This window comes from Nostoc sp. (assembly GCF_036917935.1).
Lineage (GTDB): Bacteria > Cyanobacteriota > Cyanobacteriia > Cyanobacteriales > Nostocaceae > Nostoc.
Genome location: NZ_JBALEL010000037.1, coordinates 294395 through 312432, shown reverse-complemented (window position 1 = coordinate 312432; position 18038 = coordinate 294395). Strand labels below are relative to the sequence as shown.

At 41.8% G+C, this 18038-nt stretch carries 14 protein-coding genes, 1 tRNA gene, 1 pseudogene and 1 CRISPR repeat array; of the genes and pseudogenes, 9 read left to right on the top strand and 7 right to left on the bottom strand.

Annotation, left to right across the window (positions count from 1 at the left end; translation table 11 throughout):
* Positions 1-126: 126 nt before the first annotated feature.
* From V7K62_RS16475 to V7K62_RS16460, 4 genes are all read right to left on the bottom strand, one after another.
* Entirely contained in the window at positions 127-270 is a 144-nt protein-coding gene (locus tag V7K62_RS16475; protein WP_334865711.1) for a hypothetical protein, read from the bottom strand.
* 59 nt (positions 271-329) lie between these two features.
* A complete protein-coding gene (locus V7K62_RS16470; protein WP_334865709.1) occupies positions 330-530 on the bottom strand; it encodes a hypothetical protein in 201 nt (66 codons plus the stop codon).
* A 103-nt stretch (positions 531-633) separates the two neighbouring features.
* On the bottom strand, positions 634-936 hold the full coding sequence (locus tag V7K62_RS16465; protein ID WP_334865707.1) for a helix-turn-helix domain-containing protein: 303 nt from the start codon (positions 934-936) through the stop codon (positions 634-636).
* Positions 936-1490, bottom strand: coding sequence for a hypothetical protein (locus V7K62_RS16460; RefSeq protein ID WP_334865705.1), 555 nt, complete (start codon positions 1488-1490; stop codon positions 936-938). The genes V7K62_RS16465 and V7K62_RS16460 overlap by 1 nt, the downstream gene beginning before the upstream one ends.
* Before the next feature lie 172 nt (positions 1491-1662).
* On the opposite strand from V7K62_RS16460, the gene V7K62_RS16455 reads away from it, so the two are divergent.
* From V7K62_RS16455 to V7K62_RS16435, 5 genes are all read left to right on the top strand, one after another.
* A complete protein-coding gene (locus V7K62_RS16455; RefSeq protein ID WP_334865703.1) occupies positions 1663-1833 on the top strand; it encodes a ribbon-helix-helix domain-containing protein in 171 nt (56 codons plus the stop codon).
* A gap of 296 nt (positions 1834-2129) precedes the next feature.
* Positions 2130-4388 carry a type I restriction-modification system subunit M gene (locus tag V7K62_RS16450; protein ID WP_334865701.1) on the top strand — a complete coding sequence of 753 codons (2259 nt, stop codon included), beginning with the start codon at positions 2130-2132 and terminating at the stop codon, positions 4386-4388.
* The gene (locus tag V7K62_RS16445) at positions 4385-5611 is read left to right on the top strand and encodes a restriction endonuclease subunit S (protein WP_334865699.1); all 1227 of its coding nucleotides are present in this window, start codon (positions 4385-4387) and stop codon (positions 5609-5611) included. Before V7K62_RS16450 ends, V7K62_RS16445 begins: the two co-directional genes overlap by 4 nt.
* A 135-nt stretch (positions 5612-5746) precedes the next feature.
* Positions 5747-6595, top strand: coding sequence for a DUF3800 domain-containing protein (locus V7K62_RS16440; RefSeq protein WP_334865697.1), 849 nt, complete (start codon positions 5747-5749; stop codon positions 6593-6595).
* Between the two features lie 278 nt (positions 6596-6873).
* Complete coding sequence (locus tag V7K62_RS16435; RefSeq protein ID WP_334865695.1) at positions 6874-10086, top strand: type I restriction endonuclease subunit R; 3213 nt, start codon at positions 6874-6876, stop codon at positions 10084-10086.
* Positions 10087-10097: 11 nt separating this feature from the next.
* On the opposite strand, the gene V7K62_RS16430 is transcribed toward V7K62_RS16435, so the two are convergent.
* Positions 10098-10550, bottom strand: coding sequence for a MerR family transcriptional regulator (locus V7K62_RS16430; protein WP_334865693.1), 453 nt, complete (start codon positions 10548-10550; stop codon positions 10098-10100).
* Between the two features lie 81 nt (positions 10551-10631).
* On the opposite strand from V7K62_RS16430, the pseudogene cas12k reads away from it, so the two are divergent.
* Positions 10632-12551 (top strand): annotated as a pseudogene (cas12k, locus tag V7K62_RS16425) (type V CRISPR-associated protein Cas12k).
* Positions 12552-12996: 445 nt separating this feature from the next.
* Positions 12997-13897: a CRISPR direct-repeat array (repeat unit 37 nt; unit sequence GTCGCAACCCTTCTTCCAGCGATGGGAGGGTTGAAAG).
* Positions 13898-14194: 297 nt separating this feature from the next.
* Here cas12k and V7K62_RS16420 read toward each other — a convergent pair.
* Positions 14195-14266 (bottom strand) — tRNA-Thr (locus V7K62_RS16420).
* A gap of 143 nt (positions 14267-14409) precedes the next feature.
* Entirely contained in the window at positions 14410-14628 is a 219-nt protein-coding gene (locus V7K62_RS16415) for a hypothetical protein (protein ID WP_334865691.1), read from the bottom strand.
* Positions 14629-14635: 7 nt separating this feature from the next.
* On the opposite strand from V7K62_RS16415, the gene argF reads away from it, so the two are divergent.
* The 3 genes from argF to V7K62_RS16400 all read left to right on the top strand — a co-directional run bounded on the left by argF (position 14636) and on the right by V7K62_RS16400 (position 18013).
* Positions 14636-15556, top strand: a complete 921-nt coding sequence (argF, locus tag V7K62_RS16410) for an ornithine carbamoyltransferase (RefSeq protein ID WP_334865689.1) — start codon at positions 14636-14638, stop codon at positions 15554-15556.
* Between the two features lie 225 nt (positions 15557-15781).
* Positions 15782-16387, top strand: coding sequence for a transcriptional repressor LexA (gene lexA / locus V7K62_RS16405; RefSeq protein WP_334865687.1), 606 nt, complete (start codon positions 15782-15784; stop codon positions 16385-16387).
* A 150-nt stretch (positions 16388-16537) separates the two neighbouring features.
* Entirely contained in the window at positions 16538-18013 is a 1476-nt protein-coding gene (locus tag V7K62_RS16400) for a DNA phosphorothioation system restriction enzyme (protein ID WP_334865685.1), read from the top strand.
* The last annotated feature ends 25 nt before the right edge of the window (positions 18014-18038 follow it).

The window sequence follows — 18038 nt, the reverse complement described above, 5'->3', positions numbered from 1 at the left end:
TAGTTTTTAGTGCTTATGAGTAAGCAATAAAAATATCTAAAATACTCTGCCTGAATGTTCACGTAGCAGGACTTATAAAAACTTCGTGATGTACTGAATGTTATCCTCCAAGGTGTAGAATGTTTGCTAAAAGTCTTCAGCAAGATTACTAAAGCTTTTGAGATTATCCCTTAATTGTTGATGAATGCGATCGCCCCAAAAAGGAATCATAGTTTGTCGTTGACAAAGTGCTTTTAGCGCCACTTGTTTGTCAAACTCTGTCAGTTGCAAAGGTTGTTGTTGCGATCGCCCAGTGACGGTTTCAGGTGATACGAGGATGCGATCGCTACTTACTTTAAAGCAGTCAAATCTTGTTGCTCTACCCCCACATTGAAAATTAGTGTAAAATTCACACCGGGGATGAGTCGGCGCAAAACTTGTAAATGCGCTTCGGCATCACTGCGGCGACGAAAACGAGCTACAATCTGGTTCTGCATATTAGGTAAAAGCCGGACTATACACCAAGGACTGAGTTTTTCAAGGTATGTCATAAAGTTCTCCTGGTAAAATCTGTAATTTCCAAGACAAAAGCCAGCCTACTTTGACGGTGGCTGGCAAGAAATATCATTTTGATATTGAAATTAGATGCAGTTTCTACTCACTTTCGTCTGGAAAACACAGCTTCTGCAACAGTTCTTCGGGAATCTCTTCAAAGTGTTCCAGTAGAAAATTCATCAGTGCAAGGTGGCGTAAATCGGCTGGCATGGGACGGCGGTAGTTTTTACCTCTAGCAAACCAGCGTCGAACTGTGGACAAGGAACGATCGCAAATCTGAGCAATTTCTTCGTGGTTCACTTGCCACTTGGTGTAAAACTGCTTAGGAGTTATTCCCAATTGACAATAACTATAGAATTGCATCAAATCTTGCTCTCGCTGCTTGAGTGGATGAGGATTCATCAGTGTGTCTCCTCACTGATTGGTTCTAAATCTTCTTCCCAAGCAATATCGGCAGATGTCCAAGCAGCACTCTGGCTCTCTTTGCTCAACCAAATCAGGTAGCACCAACTCCAACAGCAGCGATCGCAAGCAAAGCTATAAAATCGACCTATGACAATACCCCAGTCAGTATCGCTTTCACTAGAGAGCCAACGCAAGCGATCGCCATATAAAAATCTGGGTGTCTTCGCTACATTAGGAAAGTTAGCGGGAAGCTCAATAGATGCGTCTGGGTATTTGAGGTTAATCAAGCCTGGGGCTATATCTTGGTGATTGTGCCGGATGAGATTGAGATAATTGGCAATCAATTTACCATTGATGCTGTGAGTTAACTGTGAAATCAGAATCGCAGCTAGACTTTCTATTTCTTGCTGCTGGAGTTGCATCCAAGTGCTATCAAAGTCTGCGTCAGAGTAGTTGTTGAGTTTTGCTAGTAATTCTGTAATACCGAAATCATCTAAAGCTTGTTGATAAGCTCTGTGTTGATCTGTTTTGTAGCTAACAGGCTTTAACATTGTATATGTCTCCTGTGATATGGGGGCCAAAAGCCAGCATCCGCCCTGAGAAAGTTGATGGCTGGCTTTTGACTTATAAGTAATTATACGCTAAAATAAAGTGTTTTTGTGTTAATCAGTGTGTTTTAATGCATTTAACATAAAAACAATCAAAATTGCTTATGATAATGACATGGCAAAAGTAACTGTAACTATTTATATGGAAGAAGAAGACAAAGAAGCTCTCCAACAATTGGCTGATACAGAGGAGCGGTCTTTGTCTCAGATGGCGGTGTTAATTGTGAAACGAGCGATTAAACAAGCTCAGAATGACGGGAAAATTCCACCAAGTCAGGGGAAATAAGGTGTAAACGCTTAGTGGGTTGAAGTTGCGATCGCCTAATGTGTCAAGAAATAATTAACGAATAGATTTGCTGTAGAGACGGCGATTTATCGCGTCTCTCTCCAACCGTCTGATCACCTTTAGGACGTTATTTTAGGTTAAAAAATTCCTATCAAGGGATTAAACGTGCTATGTATATTTGTTTGGACTAGGCGAAAGGATAACAGATTACCTAGTTGCCAAAATAGTTAATATGTAAACTCCTAATTTTTTAGGCGAAGTAGACAGTCATAATTTCGCCTAATTGCTCACAAAGCATGCTCAATATCAGTCAACTTGAATCTTCCCTCTGGGAAGCCGCAGACCAACTCCGTGCTAACTCAAAACTCAATGCCAATGAATACAGTATGCCCGTACTGGGGCTAATTTTTCTTCGCCATGCGACAAATCGCTTCAATGCTGTACAAGCGGAGATTGAAAAGGGTTTATCCTCGCGGGGTGGAAAAAAACGCCCGATTACCAAAGATGACTTTAAAGGAAAGTCAGCAATTTTTTTACCAGAAGAAGCTCAGTACGATCGCATCTTGAATTTGGCAGAAAATGCAGATATTGGCAAGGCGATCAATACAGCGATGAAAGCCATTGAGGATGAAACTGAGATGTTGCAGGGGGTGTTACCGAAGGAATACACCAGTTTTGAGCCGGATTTGCTGTATAGTTTGGTGCGAATTTTTGACCGGGAGGAGTTACGGAAAGCCACGGGTGATGTGTTTGGGCGAATTTATGAGTATTTTCTGAATAAGTTTGCTATGAGTGGCGCACAGGAAGGAGGAGAGTTTTTTACACCGCCTTCTTTGGTGCGGACGATTGTAAATATGATTGAACCTGACCGGGGAAATGTCTTAGATCCGGCTTGCGGTAGTGCGGGTATGTTTGTGCAGACAGGACATTTTGTCGAAAATCGCGGTGAGGATGCATCAGCGAAAATCACTTTTTACGGACAGGAAAAATCGGATACCAACACCCGTTTAGCGCGGATGAACTTGGCGGTTCACGGGTTAGAAGGGATAATTCGCCAGGGTAATACTTTTTACGATCGCTGGGAAGAGTTGCTTGGTCAATGTGATTTTGTCATGTCTAACCCGCCGTTTAACGTCGATGGGGTGAGTCCAGAGAAGGTGAAGACTGACTCCCGGCTGTTTACTGAGAAAAAGATACCAGGAATTGCTGCCAAAACTAAAGCAGTGAGCAATGCAAATTACCTTTGGATACAGTATTTTTACAGTTATTTAAATGAGCGGGGTAGAGCCGGGTTTGTGATGGCGAGTTCTGCATCGGATGCGGGACACGGGGAAAAAGAGATTCGAGAGGAGTTAATCGCTACCCAAGCGGTGGATATGATTATCTCTATTGGCACAAACTTTTTTTACACAAAATCTCTACCTTGTACATTGTGGTTTTTTGACAAGGGAAAACCAGCAGAACGCCAAGACAAGGTGTTGATGATTGATGCGCGGAATGTTTACCGGGTAGTGACGCGCAAAATCCGCGATTTTAGTGAAGAACAACTCCAGAATATCACTGCGATCGCTTGGTTGTATCGCGGACAGCAGGAACGTTATTTAGGATTGGTGGGGGAATATTTAAATAAAACCCATCAGGAAGCGGGGACTATTGCGGGTGCGTTGACAGAGTTAGAGTCACCGTTAATTAAGTTGACGCAGTTGTTGCAGACTTTTAGTGATAGTCTTGGCGCTTCCCTTCCTTTATTAAAGAATTTACCGGAAGTTGAGGGATTAGTTGCTGAAGATATCGCTAATCAGAATGTAGAGACTTTCCGCGCTACTTTGTCTGAATTGGAAGCGGGAATTCAAGAATTTACTGCGGTAAGAGTTGGTTTAATTAGTGAGTTACAAGTGCATCTTGCATGGTTTGCAGAGAATAACCTAACCCCCCTACCCCCCTTCCCTACTAGGGAAGGGGGGAAAGATCATAACTCCCCTCCCCTCTCTCCGAGACGCTACGCGAACGCAGGGGAGGGGTTGGGGGAGAGGTCAATCAACGAAGCGCAAAAAGAATGTGCAGCAAGGTTTGCACCTTTTATTCCCCAATTGAAAACTCTGCAAAAGCACATCAACGAAGTGCATAAAGTCGGTACTCGCGCTGTGGATCTGGCGGAGAAAAAGCTAGAAGCGCGGAAACAGGATACTTGGGATGGGAAGGAAGTTAAAAAACAACGTGATGCACTGGATACGGTGCGAGATCAGGCTATTTTTGCTATTAAGTCTACGCTGTATATGAAAGCGCAAGTTACCTGGTTACAATCTCGCTTTCCTGAAGCGGTGTTTGTGGATGTACCAGGGTTGTGTAAGGTGGTAACGCGGGATGAAATAACCCAGCAGGATAGTAGTTTAACACCAGGGCGTTATGTGGGTGTGACTGCGTTGGATGGGGAAGATGAGGAGGATGTTGAGGAGAGGTTGCGGAAAATTCATTTAGAATTGGCGAGTTTGAATGAGGAAGCGGTGGAGTTAGCAATGGCTATTGCTAAGAATTTTGAGGAGTTGGGAATATGACGTGGAGTAAAGCAACTCTTGGTCAAATTGCTGATGAAGTTGGAGGAAGCATTCAAACCGGTCCATTTGGTTCTCAACTACATCAAAGCGATTACCAAAGTTATGGTACACCCGTTGTCATGCCACAAAATATCGTCAACGATAAAATTACAGAAGATTCTATTGCTTATGTAGATGATGTTATGGTGCATAAGCTATCCCGCCACGTTCTCCAAGTAGGAGATATTGTTTATCCTCGTCGTGGTGAACTTAACAAAAGAGCAATTATTAGCGAGAGAGAATCAGGGTGGTTATGCGGTACTGGATGCGTCAAAATTAGCTTAAATAATAGTCCTCTTGTACCATCATTTTTATTTTATTACCTCAAGCAATCTCAGGTTGTAAAATGGATTGAAAATAAAGCAGTAGGTTCAACAATGCTGAACCTAAATACTGGAATATTGAGGTCAGTTGAAGTTCAATATCCTAATTACCCAAGCCAACAACGTATTGCTGATATTCTCTCAAGTTACGATCGCCTCATCGACAACAACAACCGCCGAATAGCACTGCTAGAAGAGTCCATCCACCTGCTTTACAAGGAATGGTTTGTGCATCTGCACTTCCCTGGCTACGAGTCAGGGAAGGTAGTTGATGGCATTCCAGAAGGGTGGAAGGTGTCTTCTATAGGTCATCTTAGCGAGGTAATCACAAGAGGTATAACTCCAAAATACGATTCAGAATCAAAAACTATAGTCCTGAACCAAAAGTGTATTCGTAATTATCAAATCAACTTCGAGTTTGCACGACAACATCACTCTCAAGTATCAGAACATAAAAAAATCATATTTGGAGATGTCTTAATTAATAGTACAGGCATTGGTACTTTAGGTAGAGTTGCTCAGGTTCTTGCTAATTTTGAAGACCTAACAGTAGATACCCACATTACTATAGTTAGACCAAAGGTTGAGCTTGAGAAGCATTTTTTCGGGGTAGCCCTTGAAAATCTTCAAGATTATTTCGATACTTTAGGGGAAGGAGCCACTGGTCAAACTGAACTCAAAAGACAGCTTCTTAACGTTGTTCCACTTCTTTTACCAGATGAAAATATCAGAAGATATTTTGACGAAAAAGCTTCAGTTGCTAGGCTATTAGTACAAAAACTATTAGAGCAAAATTACAAACTCAAAGAAGCCCGCGACTTACTCCTCCCTCGCCTCATAAATGGAAGTATAGCTGTATAAATTAAAAATTTTCCTGATAATATAGTACAAATTAACTAGCAATTAACTAGCTGGTAGCATTACCATAGGAAAAAACAAATAGTACAAACCAACTAGTAATCAACTAGCAGGTAGCATTATATAGGAGAAGAGAAATTGTCTAAAGAGTACATAATTGATTGTGACGAATCGATTGGCAAAGGACGTTTCTTTTCTCACTTTTATGGTGGTGCGTTAGTACGTTCTCAGGATTTGCGCGAAGTCCAGAAAGTTTTAATAGCGAAGAAAAATGATTTAAATTTGCATAACGAGGTTAAATGGTCAAAAGTAACATATCAATATTTGGATAAATATATTGATTTGATGGAAGCATTTTTTGACTTCATCGAAGCTGATATCGTCAAAACCAGAGTCATGTTTACTCAAAATTGTAATATTCCTAACAACTTAAGTACTGAGCAGGATCATAACGAGTATTTTTTACTTTACTATCAATTTATTAAACATGCTTTCGGATTGCAACACTCTAACTCAGAACAGGAAAGAATAAGAGTTAGGCTTTATCTAGATGACCTTCCTGATACACGAGAAAAAGCAGCCAGCTTTAAAAACTTTTTGCTCGGCTTAAATAAAAATCCCCAATTCCAAAATGCAGGTATTTTCCTTGATAAAAACCAGATAGCTGAGATCAAATCACACGACCATCCAGTATTACAATGCTTAGACGTGGTTTTAGGAGCAATGCAGTTTAGGCTAAACAATAAGCATAAAGAAAAACCTGATGGAGCAAGATATAGAGCTAAACGTACAATTGCTAAAGAGAAACTATACATTCATATTTACCAGCGCATCAGCAAAATATATCCCCGCTTTAATATCGGAGTCAATACTTCTGTGCGTGGAGATATAACAAACAGATGGTTTCATCCTTATCGACACTGGCTGTTCAAGCCTGAAGATTTTAGTGTAGATACCAGTAAAACAAAATCTAACTCAAAAATTTAAAGCCCCGCTCTTGCTATGCCCGTAACATATCCCGAAGGATTGCTTTTGGGCGTATCCCAAGTGGAACTTGAGACTTCGCAAGTAGCAGGGTAAATATATCATAACAAAATTTTAGTAAATTTACAATAATAACATATTTGACATTGTGGCGACTGGATATCCACAAGATTAACCAAAAATCAGATAGATATTATTTACGTGCATTATAAGTGATAGTTGCTACTTTACCATTAGCAAGGCTATTTTTAGAATAGCTACTCCTATTACCTATCACCCCCATGAGTGCCGAATATTCCGAAGACCGCCTGGTGCAACAAACTACCGCTAATTTTCTAGAGCAATCCCTGAAATGGCACTCAGTTTACGCATACAAAAAAGAAACTTTCGGCACTAACGGTACACTAGGACGCAAAGACAAACGGGAAGTTGTCCTCACACGCTATCTGCGCCAAGCACTAGAGAAACTTAACCCTGGTCATCCACAGCAAGTATACGACGATGCGATCGCGCAATTTACCACCTACAACATCTCAGACCAATTAATCACCATCAACCAGAAAAAATACCAACTCATCCGCGAAGGTATCCCAGAGAAACCCTACAAAAACCCAAAGGGTGAAACCATCAATCCCCGCCTCAAAGTGATTGATTTTGAACACCCCGAAAATAATCATTTCCTAGTAGTGCGGGAGATGTCTATTCAAGGTTCCCTCTACTCCCGTCGTCCTGATATCATCGGTTTTGTTAACGGAATACCTTTACTATTTATAGAACTCAAAGCCATCCACCGCAACGTTAGGGTCGCTTACGAAGACAACTATACCGACTATAAAGACACCATCCCGGAACTTTTTTACTACAACGCCATAGTCATGTTGAGTAATGGCATAGTGGGAAAAGTCGGTAGCATTACCAGTCCTTATAGCTACTTCCAAGAATGGAAACGTCTAGAAGAAGAAGAAAAAGGTAAAGTTGACTTCCAGACAATGCTAATGGGAATGTGTCCTCAAGATAATTTCCTCGACATCCTCGAAAATTTCATCGTCTTTGATGACAGTAGCGGTAAAACTCTCAAAATCCTGGCTCGAAACCATCAATTTCTAGGCGTTAACCGTGCCTTTATCGCCATTCAAGAACGGGAAGTCAGGAAAGGGAAACTCGGCGTTTTCTGGCATACTCAAGGTAGTGGTAAATCCTATTCCATCGCATTTCTCACCCGCAAAGTCCACCGCCAGCTAATAGGTAATTTTACCTTTGTCATCGTTACAGATCGTCAAGAATTAGATACCCAAATTGTGAAAACTTTCGCTGGTGTTGGTGCTATCAAAGATACCAACACTCAAGCCACAGGTGGTGACAACTTAGACGAATTACTAAAAGATAACCATCGCTACGTTTTCACCTTAATTCACAAATTCAATAAACCCAATCACATTTATTCCCGCCGTTCCGATATTATCGTGATCTCTGACGAAGCACACCGCACCCAATACGGTAAGCTCGCGGAAAATATGCGTAAAGGCTTAAAAAATGCCTCTTTTATTGGCTTTACTGGTACACCCTTGATGGGGTTAGAAGAAGAACAACTCACCCGCAATGTTTTTGGTGACTACGTTTCTACCTACGACTTTCAACGTGCAGTCGAAGATGGTGCTACAGTCCCCCTCTACTACGACAACCGGGGCGAAGAATTATATTATGACGATCAAGGTACTCAACGCCAAGTCGCCGCTTCTGAGGAATTAAATAAACGTCTAGCCGCAGCTATCGAACAATTTAACCTTGACACCGAACAGGAAGAAGCTGTTTATCGTCGCCTGGGGCGAGAATATTTAATACTAACAGCCGAAAAACGTTTAGATCGTATTGCTCAAGACTTAGTAGCTCACTATACCCAACGTTGGCAAACAGGAAAAGCCATGCTTGTCTGTCTGGATAAAATTACATCGGTGCGAATGCACGGGTTGATTGATAAATATTGGAAACAAGCAATACAAAACCAGCAACGCCTACTTAAGCAAGCCACTGATGAACAAGAAGCCATTGAACATCAACAACATTTGCAATGGTTGGAGGAAACAGAATATTTAGTCGTCATCAGTGAAGCTCAAAATGAAGTTAAAACCTTTAAAGATTGGGGTTTAGATATCACTCCCCACCGTCAAATTATCAAAAACCGCAATTTAGAAGAAGAATTTAAGAAGGAAAAACACCCTTTCCGTCTCGCCATTGTCTGTGCCATGTGGTTAACAGGCTTTGATGTTCCCAGCTTGGCTACCCTTTACATGGATAAACCCTTGCAAGGCCATAATCTCATGCAAACCATCGCCCGTGCAAACCGTGTCCATGAGGGGAAAAACAATGGTTTATTAATTGATTACAACGGTATCTTGAAAGCCTTACGTGCTGCCCTTGCCAGATATGCCCGTACAGATGTAGACGATAGCAACGATGGTATTTTACCTTACAACGATCTGAATCAATTACAGGCAGATTACGCAACTGCCCTTGACGCTTGTATTAACCACATTGCTAGTCTGGGCTTTGATTTGCAAGAATTGGTAGAATCGACAGGATTTGATAAAATTGCGGCTCTAGTCAGTGCGGTTAATGCAGTCTGTACCAATGATGAATCCCGCGCACGCTTCGACGTACTAGCCAGGGAAGTCTTCAAGAAGAAACAGGCATTAATTACAGAGCCAAAATTAACTGCGCCCTATCAAGACAAATATAACGCTATAGAAGCCATCCAAAAGCATTTACAAGAACAGCACAAAAAATCTGTTGACATTAATGCTGTTCTTTATTCCCTACAAAATGTCGTTAGCGATTTAATCAATGTTGATACTTCCCGTCTCCCAGGTGCAGATTCAGGGAAAATTTACAATATCAGCAAGATTGACTTTGATGTATTAAAAGCAGAATTTGCCAATTCCCCAGCTAAAAATATTTCTGTCCAAAGCCTGAAAGAAGCCGTTGAACGCCAACTTCAGAGAATGTTAAAACAAAACCCATCTCGTATTGACTACTACGCATGTTATCAACAAATTATTCAAGACTATAACCGTGAAACAGACAGAGTAACCATTGAACAAACTTTTGAGGAATTGCTAAAACTTGTTCAAGACCTATCAGAAGAGGATACCCGCGCTGTCCGCGAAGGCTTAAGTGAAGAACACTTAGCTGTCTTTGACTTACTCTGCGCCTCTAAAGATAATTTAGATGCTAGAACAAGAAACCGTGTCAAACAAGTTGCTCAATTGTTGATTCAAGCCGTAAAAGTACAATTAAAGCAACTGGAAAATTGGCGGGATAAGGAATCAACAAAAGCTACAATTAAAAGTTTTATTTATGATTATCTCTACAGCGAAGATAGTGGCTTACCGATAGATGCCTATGATGATAGTGATGTAGATAACCTCAGTAATGTAGTATTTCTCCATGTCTATCAGCAGTATGAAAGTGCTGATAATAACGCTTATGCAGCGTGATATTGCTGCTATTACTCAGTAAAAAGTTTGAGGTTTTGGTGCAATAGTTCGTGAATGCGATCGCCCCAGAAAGGAATCACAGTTTGTCCCTGACAAAGTGCTTTTAGCGCCACTTGCTTGTCAAACTCTACCAGTTGTAAAGGTTGTTCAGGCGATCGCGTGGGTAATAACATTAGCCGCTTCATCTTTTCTTCGGGGACAGACTCATCAAATAACCAAGGTTCCCGTTCGCGCAGTGTTTCCAATGCTGCATGGCAAACCTCAAAATTTAAACCGATTGATAGCAACTGTTCCATTACCGTTAACGCCAACAGGTCAGCTTTGGAGTAGTAAACATTACGACCTTTGCCAGTACTGTTAACCGTAGGTACTATAACTCCCTTCTCCCGCCAATACTGCAACTGGCGGCGAGAGCAATGAGTAATTTCTGCTGCTTCTGTGCTTGTGTAGAACTTTCCTTCCATAAGAATCATCCTATAGAAGCATCTCTTAAAACACATTAGTTTTCTGTACAACATTATGTGTTTTTATGGTATTTTATTTTTATGAGCCAGATTACTATTCAATGTCGTCTAATTGCTAGTGAATCTACCCGCCAAAAACTCTGGAAGTTAATGGCAGAATTGAACACGCCCCTAATTAACGAACTACTTCAACAGCTTAGTAAACACCCAGATTTCGAGAAATGGCGAAAAAATGGCAAACTGCCGTCAACTGTTGTTAACCAACTTTGCCAACCCCTGAAAACTGACCCTAGCTTTACAGGTCAGCCCAGCCGTTTGTATATATCAGCAATTCATGTTGTGGATTACATCTACAAATCTTGGCTGGCCATACAGAAACGGCTACAGCAGCAGATAGATGGCAAGATACGCTGGCTAGAAATGCTCAATAGCGATGCCGAATTAGTAGAAATTAGCGGTTGTAGCTTAGAGGCAATTCGTACCAAAGCTGCTGAGATTTTGGCAATGGCTACGCCAGAATCTGACATAGCTGCTCCTTTGACTAAAAGAGGAAAGACTAAAAAATCCAAAAAATCATCCGCTTCTAACCCTGACCGTAGCTTATCTCATAAATTATTTGATGCTTACCAAGAAACGGACGACATACTCAGCCGTAGCGCCATCAGTTATCTGCTGAAAAATGGCTGCAAACTTAATGATAAAGAAGAAGACCCCGAAAAATTTGCTAACCGCCGTCGTAAGCTAGAAATCCAAATTCAACGGCTAACAGACAAGCTAACAAGTCGAATTCCCAAGGGGCGAGATTTAACCAATGCTAAATGATTGGAAACGCTCTTTACTACTATAACCACCGTTCCAGAAGATAATACTGAAGCCAAACGCTGGCAGGATATTCTGTTAACCCGATCAAGTTCTCTTCCTTTTCCCCTGGTTTTTGAAACGAACGAAGACCTAGTTTGGTCAAAAAATGAAAAAGGTAGACTGTGCGTTCACTTTAATGGCTTAAGCGATTTAACTTTTGAAGTGTACTGCGATAGTCGTCAACTGCACTGGTTTAAACGCTTTTTAGAAGATCAACAAACTAAACGCAAAAGCAAACATCAGCATTCAAGTGGTTTATTCACCCTCAGAAATGGTCGTTTAGCTTGGCAAGAAGGTGAAGGTAAAGGAGAACCTTGGAACCTTCACCACTTGAGTCTCTATTGCTGTGTTGACAACCGGCTTTGGACTGCTGAAGGAACAGAACAGGTTCGCCAGGAAAAAGCTGATGAGATTACCAAATTCATCACTAAGATGAAGGAGAAAAGTGGCTTAAGCGATACACAACAAGCTTTTATTAAACGTAAAGAATCAACGCTAACTCGAATTAACAATTCCTTTGAGCGTCCTAGTCAACCCGTTTACCGAGGTCAATCACACATTTTAGTAGGTGTCAGCCTGGGGCTAGAAAAACCTGCAACTGTTGTTGTAGTAGATGCGATCGCAGGCAAAGTTCTAGCTTACCGGAGTATCCGCCAGTTACTTGGGGAAAATTACGAACTCCTAAATCGCCAAAGACGACAACAGCGATCATCATCCCATGAGCGCCACAAGGCACAAAAAAGCTTCTCTCCCAATCAATTTGGTACATCTGAGTTAGGGGAGTATGTAGACAGACTATTGGCTAAAGAAATTATTGCGATGGCACAAACCTATAAAGCTGGCAGCATCGTTTTGCCTAAGCTAGGGGATATGCGAGAGATTCTCCAAAGTGAAATTCAAGCCATAGCCGAAGCAAAATGTCCTGGCTCCGTAGAAGTTCAGCAAAAATACGCCAAACAGTATCGAGTTAACGTACATTCCTGGAGCTACGGCAGATTAATTCAAAGCATTCAAAGTAAAGCCGCTCAGATAGGAATCATGATTGAAGCGGGAAAACAACCTATTCGCGGCAGTCCCAATGAAAAAGCAAAAGAATTAGCCTTTTCTGCTTACCATCTGCGCCTAGCTAGGCGAAGTTGACAAATATCTGAACCTTGATAATAAAATAATAAATAGCGCCGCAGTTCATGCTGCTTGCAGCCTCTGAACTGTGTTAAATGAGGGTTAGTTTGACTGTAGCAATACAGTCTTGCTTTCTGACCCTAGTAGCTGCTCACCCTGATGCTGCTGTCTTCGGACAGGATAGGTGCGCTCCCAGCAATAAGGGCGCGGATGTACTGCTGTAGTGGCTACTGAATCACCTCCGATCAAGGGGGAACCCTCCCCAATTCTTCATTTGACGCTTTTTAGCAAAGTTAAATTTGCTAGTAAATTCGCGCAAACTCTGAAAACCTTACCATACAAGGAATTTAGTTATAAATTTATTTTGTGAACAATTCAAAAATTACATCCTGGAAGGATATTTGACGAGGTTCGCGCAAGTACGCTCTGGAAACCTTGCTAGGCAGGCGTTTGATCTACTGGCGTCGCAACCCTTCTTCCAGCGATGGGAGGGTTGAAAGGACATGATAATTAATTGTGAGTGTGACAGCTTGAGTCGCAACCCTTCTTCCAGCGATGGGAGGGTTGAAAGAAAAAGAGTAGCAGTATTTCGCTGGCAAAAAAGCGTCGCAACCCTTCTTCCAGCGATGGGAGGGTTGAAAGTAACGTAACAGCAGGGTTGCTAAGACGTAGAAAAGGTCGCAACCCTTCTTCCAGCGATGGGAGGGTTGAAAGATATACGTCGTACAACTACGACGTTCTCAGAAGTCGCAACCCTTCTTCCAGCGATGGGAGGGTTGAAAGTAGATATTAAATCACAAAGAGCAGCAGCTAGCCTGTCGCAACCCTTCTTCCAGCGATGGGAGGGTTGAAAGCTACTTCTCTTGTTGCACTTAATAGTGTAGAAGAGGTCGCAACCCTTCTTCCAGCGATGGGAGGGTTGAAAGTATCCAAGTTTGATAGTCCATCCCATAACTCAAGTCGCAACCCTTCTTCCAGCGATGGGAGGGTTGAAAGGTCCTCTTCAAATTCAGGGGCATTCCAAACATCATGTCGCAACCCTTCTTCCAGCGATGGGAGGGTTGAAAGGGCACTGTTACGTCTGCTGAGGGGACTGCTGGTTTTAGGTCGCAACCCTTCTTCCAGCGATGGGAGGGTTGAAAGTGTAACGGCGTAACTATGCTTGTATTCGAGGCAAAACTGTCGCAACCCTTCTTCCAGCGATGGGAGGGTTGAAAGTTGATGCCAAAAAAACCTAAAACCAAAAAAATTACTTGTCGCAACCCTTCTTCCAGCGATGGGAGGGTTGAAAGATAACTATAACGGGTGAATAACAGACCTCCCGCGAGTCGCAACCCTTCTTCCAAGGATGGGAGGATTGAAAACCAACTTGATATAAAATTGCCTTATTCTGTCTGATGTCATAATTTATTCCCAAGAATTAAGAGGGTTGAAAGCAAATCCCGCTGCTGGCTTGATATCATATACATTAAAGCCTACAGGAGTGATGAATTCTATATTAGATGACATTAATTAGTCACTAATTCTCTAAAAAGGCTTAACTAGTTTCAGTGACATCAATTTGTCTTCAACGACAACAATTTGTCACCGACGACAGATAATTAGTCACTGTACAACAGCGACATCTAATTTGTGAATGTACACCTGCCAAAATCAACAAAAGCCAGCAGCGGGATTTGAACTCGCGACCTTCCGATTACAAGTCGGATGCACTACCACTGTGCTATGCTGGCAACCTTGGCGTAGGCCACCGTAGTGTATCGCTTTTAAATTAGCAACCACGATTTTTTATTGTATCATAATCTATTTATTTGTCTAGCTGTAGTTGCTAAAAAATATCTACCTCTGACTAAATTAGGCTAGAAGACCAAAGATTTTAGCAATATGGCTGCTTTTGTACGCCTAGATGGTTGAGTTGGGGTTGCAATTGTGATGAACCAGAAAAAATCACCGATAAAGTTGATAAATTAATATTCATCGCAAAAGCTAACTCAAATCTTGGGCTGGACGCAAAAATATCTGGTACAGTTCTCAAATTGTATTTTTTTGATCCGGCTAGTAAAGCAACAGAAATATATAATTGTTGTTTACACATCACAAGCATGGCAGTGTTGATCGGACGAGATTTATTAAGTTTGGCGGACATCAGTCCAACGGAACTTCAAGAACTCCTGCAATTGGCAACTCAACTGAAATCACAACAGTTGAAGTTGCAGTGTAATAAAGTTTTGGGGTTGTTGTTCTCCAAAGCTTCAACTCGCACGCGGGTAAGTTTTACTGTGGCGATGTACCAACTGGGTGGACAGGTAATCGATCTCAACCCCAATGTCACTCAAGTTAGTCGCGGGGAACCTTTGCAGGATACGGCGCGGGTGTTAGATCGATATCTAGATGTTTTGGCAATTCGGACTTTTGCACAGCAGGATTTGGAAACTTTTGCTCACTATGCCAAGATTCCGGTAATTAATGCGCTTACCGATGCAGAACATCCCTGTCAGGTTTTGGCTGATTTATTGACGATTCAAGAAGGCTTTGGTACCCTTGCTGGGTTAACTTTAACCTACGTGGGTGATGGGAATAATGTGGCTAATTCTCTGATGTTGGGCTGTGCTTTGGTGGGGATGAATGTCAGAATTGCTACTCCTAGCGGGTATGAGCCAGATTCTAGGATTGTAGAACAAGCAAGAGCGATCGCTAATCACAAAACTGAAGTCTTGCTCACTCACGATCCAGAATTAGCTGCTAAGGGAGCTGCTGTACTTTACACTGATGTTTGGGCGAGTATGGGGCAAGAAGCAGAAGCAGATAACCGGATGCCAATTTTCCAGCCTTACCAAATTTCTGAGCAGCTCTTGAGCCTTGCTGATCCAGAGGCAATTGTTTTACACTGCTTACCAGCCCATCGCGGTGAAGAAATTACCGAAGAAGTTATTGAAGGTTTGCAATCACGAGTTTGGGAACAGGCAGAAAATCGCCTCCATGCCCAACAAGCTTTGCTTGCGAGTATATTAGGAGCAGAGTGAAAGAAGTTAGGAGTTAGGAGTTAGGAGTTAAGAGTTAAGAGTCAGAATAGCGAGTGTGCGGCTGGCTCTTGACTAGTTAATTTGCAAAAAATCCCAAATAAATGGGTAAAAGAAAAGAGAATATTCTTGCTTTTGCCTTTCATATTTTTACTTTTCTCTTGTTATCGGGAGTTTTTTGTAGTACTAATGTTCTAGAGACATTAATAATTACTTCCCGCTTTCTTTATGGAACGTCTAACTGAAGCTCAACAAGAACTTTACGAATGGTTGGGAGAATACATCCGATCGCACCAGCATTCGCCTTCTATTCGGCAAATGATGCAAGGGATGAATTTGAAGTCACCAGCACCAATTCAAAGTCGTTTGGAACATTTACGCACTAAAGGATATATAGAATGGACTGAAGGCCAAGCGCGAACGATTCGGGTTTTGCGTGCTGTGAAGCAAGGTGTACCAATTTTGGGAACGATCGCAGCTGGTGGTTTAATAGAACCATTTACTGATGCTGTAGATCATTTAGACTTTTCTAATTTCGAGTTACCTCCCCAAACTTATGCTTTGCGCGTAGCTGGCGATAGTATGATTGAAGATTTAATTGCTGATGGCGATGTAGTATTCCTGCGTCCAGTCGCAGAACCAAATCATTTGAAAAATGGCACCATCGTCGCCGCCAGAGTTGATGGTTTTGGTACCACATTAAAACGTTTTTATCGTCAAGGCGATCGCGTTACCCTCAAACCAGCAAATCCTAAGTACAATCCCATTGAAGTCAGTGCTGTGCAAGTGCAGGTGCAAGGTTCACTGATTGGTGTTTGGCGTGGTTACAACTGAGTAATGGGGAATGGGGGAGCAAGAATTTTAGATTTTAGATTTTGGATTTTAGATTGAAATTTAATCCAAAATTTAAAATCCAAAATCTAAAATTGAATTGCCCAATGCCCATTAATTAGGGTTCGTTACCATCTTTGTGCTTAACATTTTATGTACCTGACGAAAAATTCAGTGCAGCAACTGCCCACTTTCCGCTTGAAATTTCCAATTGCAAGGGAAAGTCAGGGCAGTTATTACACTTCGCAACCATTACCAGGATGCCCAAGAATGCCTCTATCTCTGCAATTGCGGCAATATCAGCGAGAAGCGATCGCTAGCTGGTTTACCAACAATGGCAGAGGGACGCTGAAAATGGCTACTGGTAGTGGTAAAACGATTACTGCATTAGCGATCGCTTGCGAATTATATCAGCAGATTAATTTACAAGTTCTGTTGGTGGTGTGTCCCTACCGCCATCTTGTCACCCAATGGGCGCGAGAATGTGAAAAATTTAATTTGCAACCCATTTTAGCTTTTGAGAATTTACGCACTTGGCAAAGTCAACTATCTACGCAAATTTATAATCTGCGTTCTGGTTCTCAACGGTTTGTGACGGTGATTACTACGAATTCCACTTTAATTGGAGATGGGTTTCAGTCTCAACTCAAATATTTTCCCGCCAAAACTTTAATTATTGGGGATGAGGCGCATAATTTAGGCGCACCCAAGTTAGAAGAAAGTTTACCGCGCACTGTTGGGTTGAGATTGGCTTTATCTGCCACACCGGAGAGGTATTTTGATGATTTTGGTACGCAATCTCTGTTTGATTATTTTGGCCCAGTTTTGCAACCAGAGTTTACTTTGAGGGATGCGATCGCTCAAGGTGCTTTGGTACATTACCTGTATTATCCGGTGTTGGTGGAGTTAACTGAAGCTGAAAGTATTGCCTATTTAAAGTTAACTAAAAGAATTGGGCGATCGCTACTTTATCGAGATCGAGAAAATGGCGGAAATTTTGAAGACAATGAAGATTTAAAGCCATTGTTGATGCAAAGAGCAAGATTAATTGGTGCGGCGGAAAATAAATTAACTGCTTTGCGGGATTTAATGGCAACTCGCCGCGAAACTACTCACACTCTTTTTTATTGTAGTGATGGTTCACAAGATGCGGGAGAACGTTCATCCCTACGCCAACTTAAAGCTGTTGCTAAAATTTTGGGAGTGGATTTAGGGTATAAGGTAAGCACCTATACGGCTCGAACAACTTTACAAGAAAGGGAAATTTTGCGCTGTCAATTTGAAAGTGGAGAGTTGCAAGGTTTGGTGGCAATTCGTTGTTTAGATGAAGGTGTTGATATTCCGGCAATTCAAACTGCGGTGATTTTATCAAGTTCTGGAAATCCTCGCCAATTTATCCAGCGACGGGGGCGAGTTTTACGTCCCCATCCGGCTAAAGAACGCGCCACTATATTTGACATGATTGTTTTGCCACCAGATTTAGATAGAGAAACTATCGAAGTTGAGCGTAATTTGTTGAAAAAGGAATTACGGCGCTTTGTAGAGTTTGCTGATTTGGCTGATAACGCAGGCGTTGCCAGAATGAAATTGCTGGATTTACAAAAGCGATATGGCTTATTAGATATTTGATCATGAATCAGAGAATAGTTGTATT

What these genes read in the sequence shown, in the direction of transcription:
- V7K62_RS16470 (WP_334865709.1), bottom strand. Translation starts at nt 530, where the DNA reads ATGACATACCTTGAAAAACTCAGTCCTTGGTGTATAGTCCGGCTTTTA.
- V7K62_RS16465 (WP_334865707.1), bottom strand. Translation starts at nt 936, where the DNA reads ATGAATCCTCATCCACTCAAGCAGCGAGAGCAAGATTTGATGCAATTC.
- V7K62_RS16460 (WP_334865705.1), bottom strand. Translation starts at nt 1,490, where the DNA reads ATGTTAAAGCCTGTTAGCTACAAAACAGATCAACACAGAGCTTATCAA.
- V7K62_RS16455 (WP_334865703.1), top strand. Translation starts at nt 1,663, where the DNA reads ATGGCAAAAGTAACTGTAACTATTTATATGGAAGAAGAAGACAAAGAA.
- V7K62_RS16450 (WP_334865701.1), top strand. Translation starts at nt 2,130, where the DNA reads ATGCTCAATATCAGTCAACTTGAATCTTCCCTCTGGGAAGCCGCAGAC.
- V7K62_RS16445 (WP_334865699.1), top strand. Translation starts at nt 4,385, where the DNA reads ATGACGTGGAGTAAAGCAACTCTTGGTCAAATTGCTGATGAAGTTGGA.
- V7K62_RS16435 (WP_334865695.1), top strand. Translation starts at nt 6,874, where the DNA reads ATGAGTGCCGAATATTCCGAAGACCGCCTGGTGCAACAAACTACCGCT.
- V7K62_RS16430 (WP_334865693.1), bottom strand. Translation starts at nt 10,550, where the DNA reads ATGGAAGGAAAGTTCTACACAAGCACAGAAGCAGCAGAAATTACTCAT.
- V7K62_RS16415 (WP_334865691.1), bottom strand. Translation starts at nt 14,628, where the DNA reads ATGTGTAAACAACAATTATATATTTCTGTTGCTTTACTAGCCGGATCA.
- argF (WP_334865689.1), top strand. Translation starts at nt 14,636, where the DNA reads ATGGCAGTGTTGATCGGACGAGATTTATTAAGTTTGGCGGACATCAGT.
- lexA (WP_334865687.1), top strand. Translation starts at nt 15,782, where the DNA reads ATGGAACGTCTAACTGAAGCTCAACAAGAACTTTACGAATGGTTGGGA.
- V7K62_RS16400 (WP_334865685.1), top strand. Translation starts at nt 16,538, where the DNA reads ATGTACCTGACGAAAAATTCAGTGCAGCAACTGCCCACTTTCCGCTTG.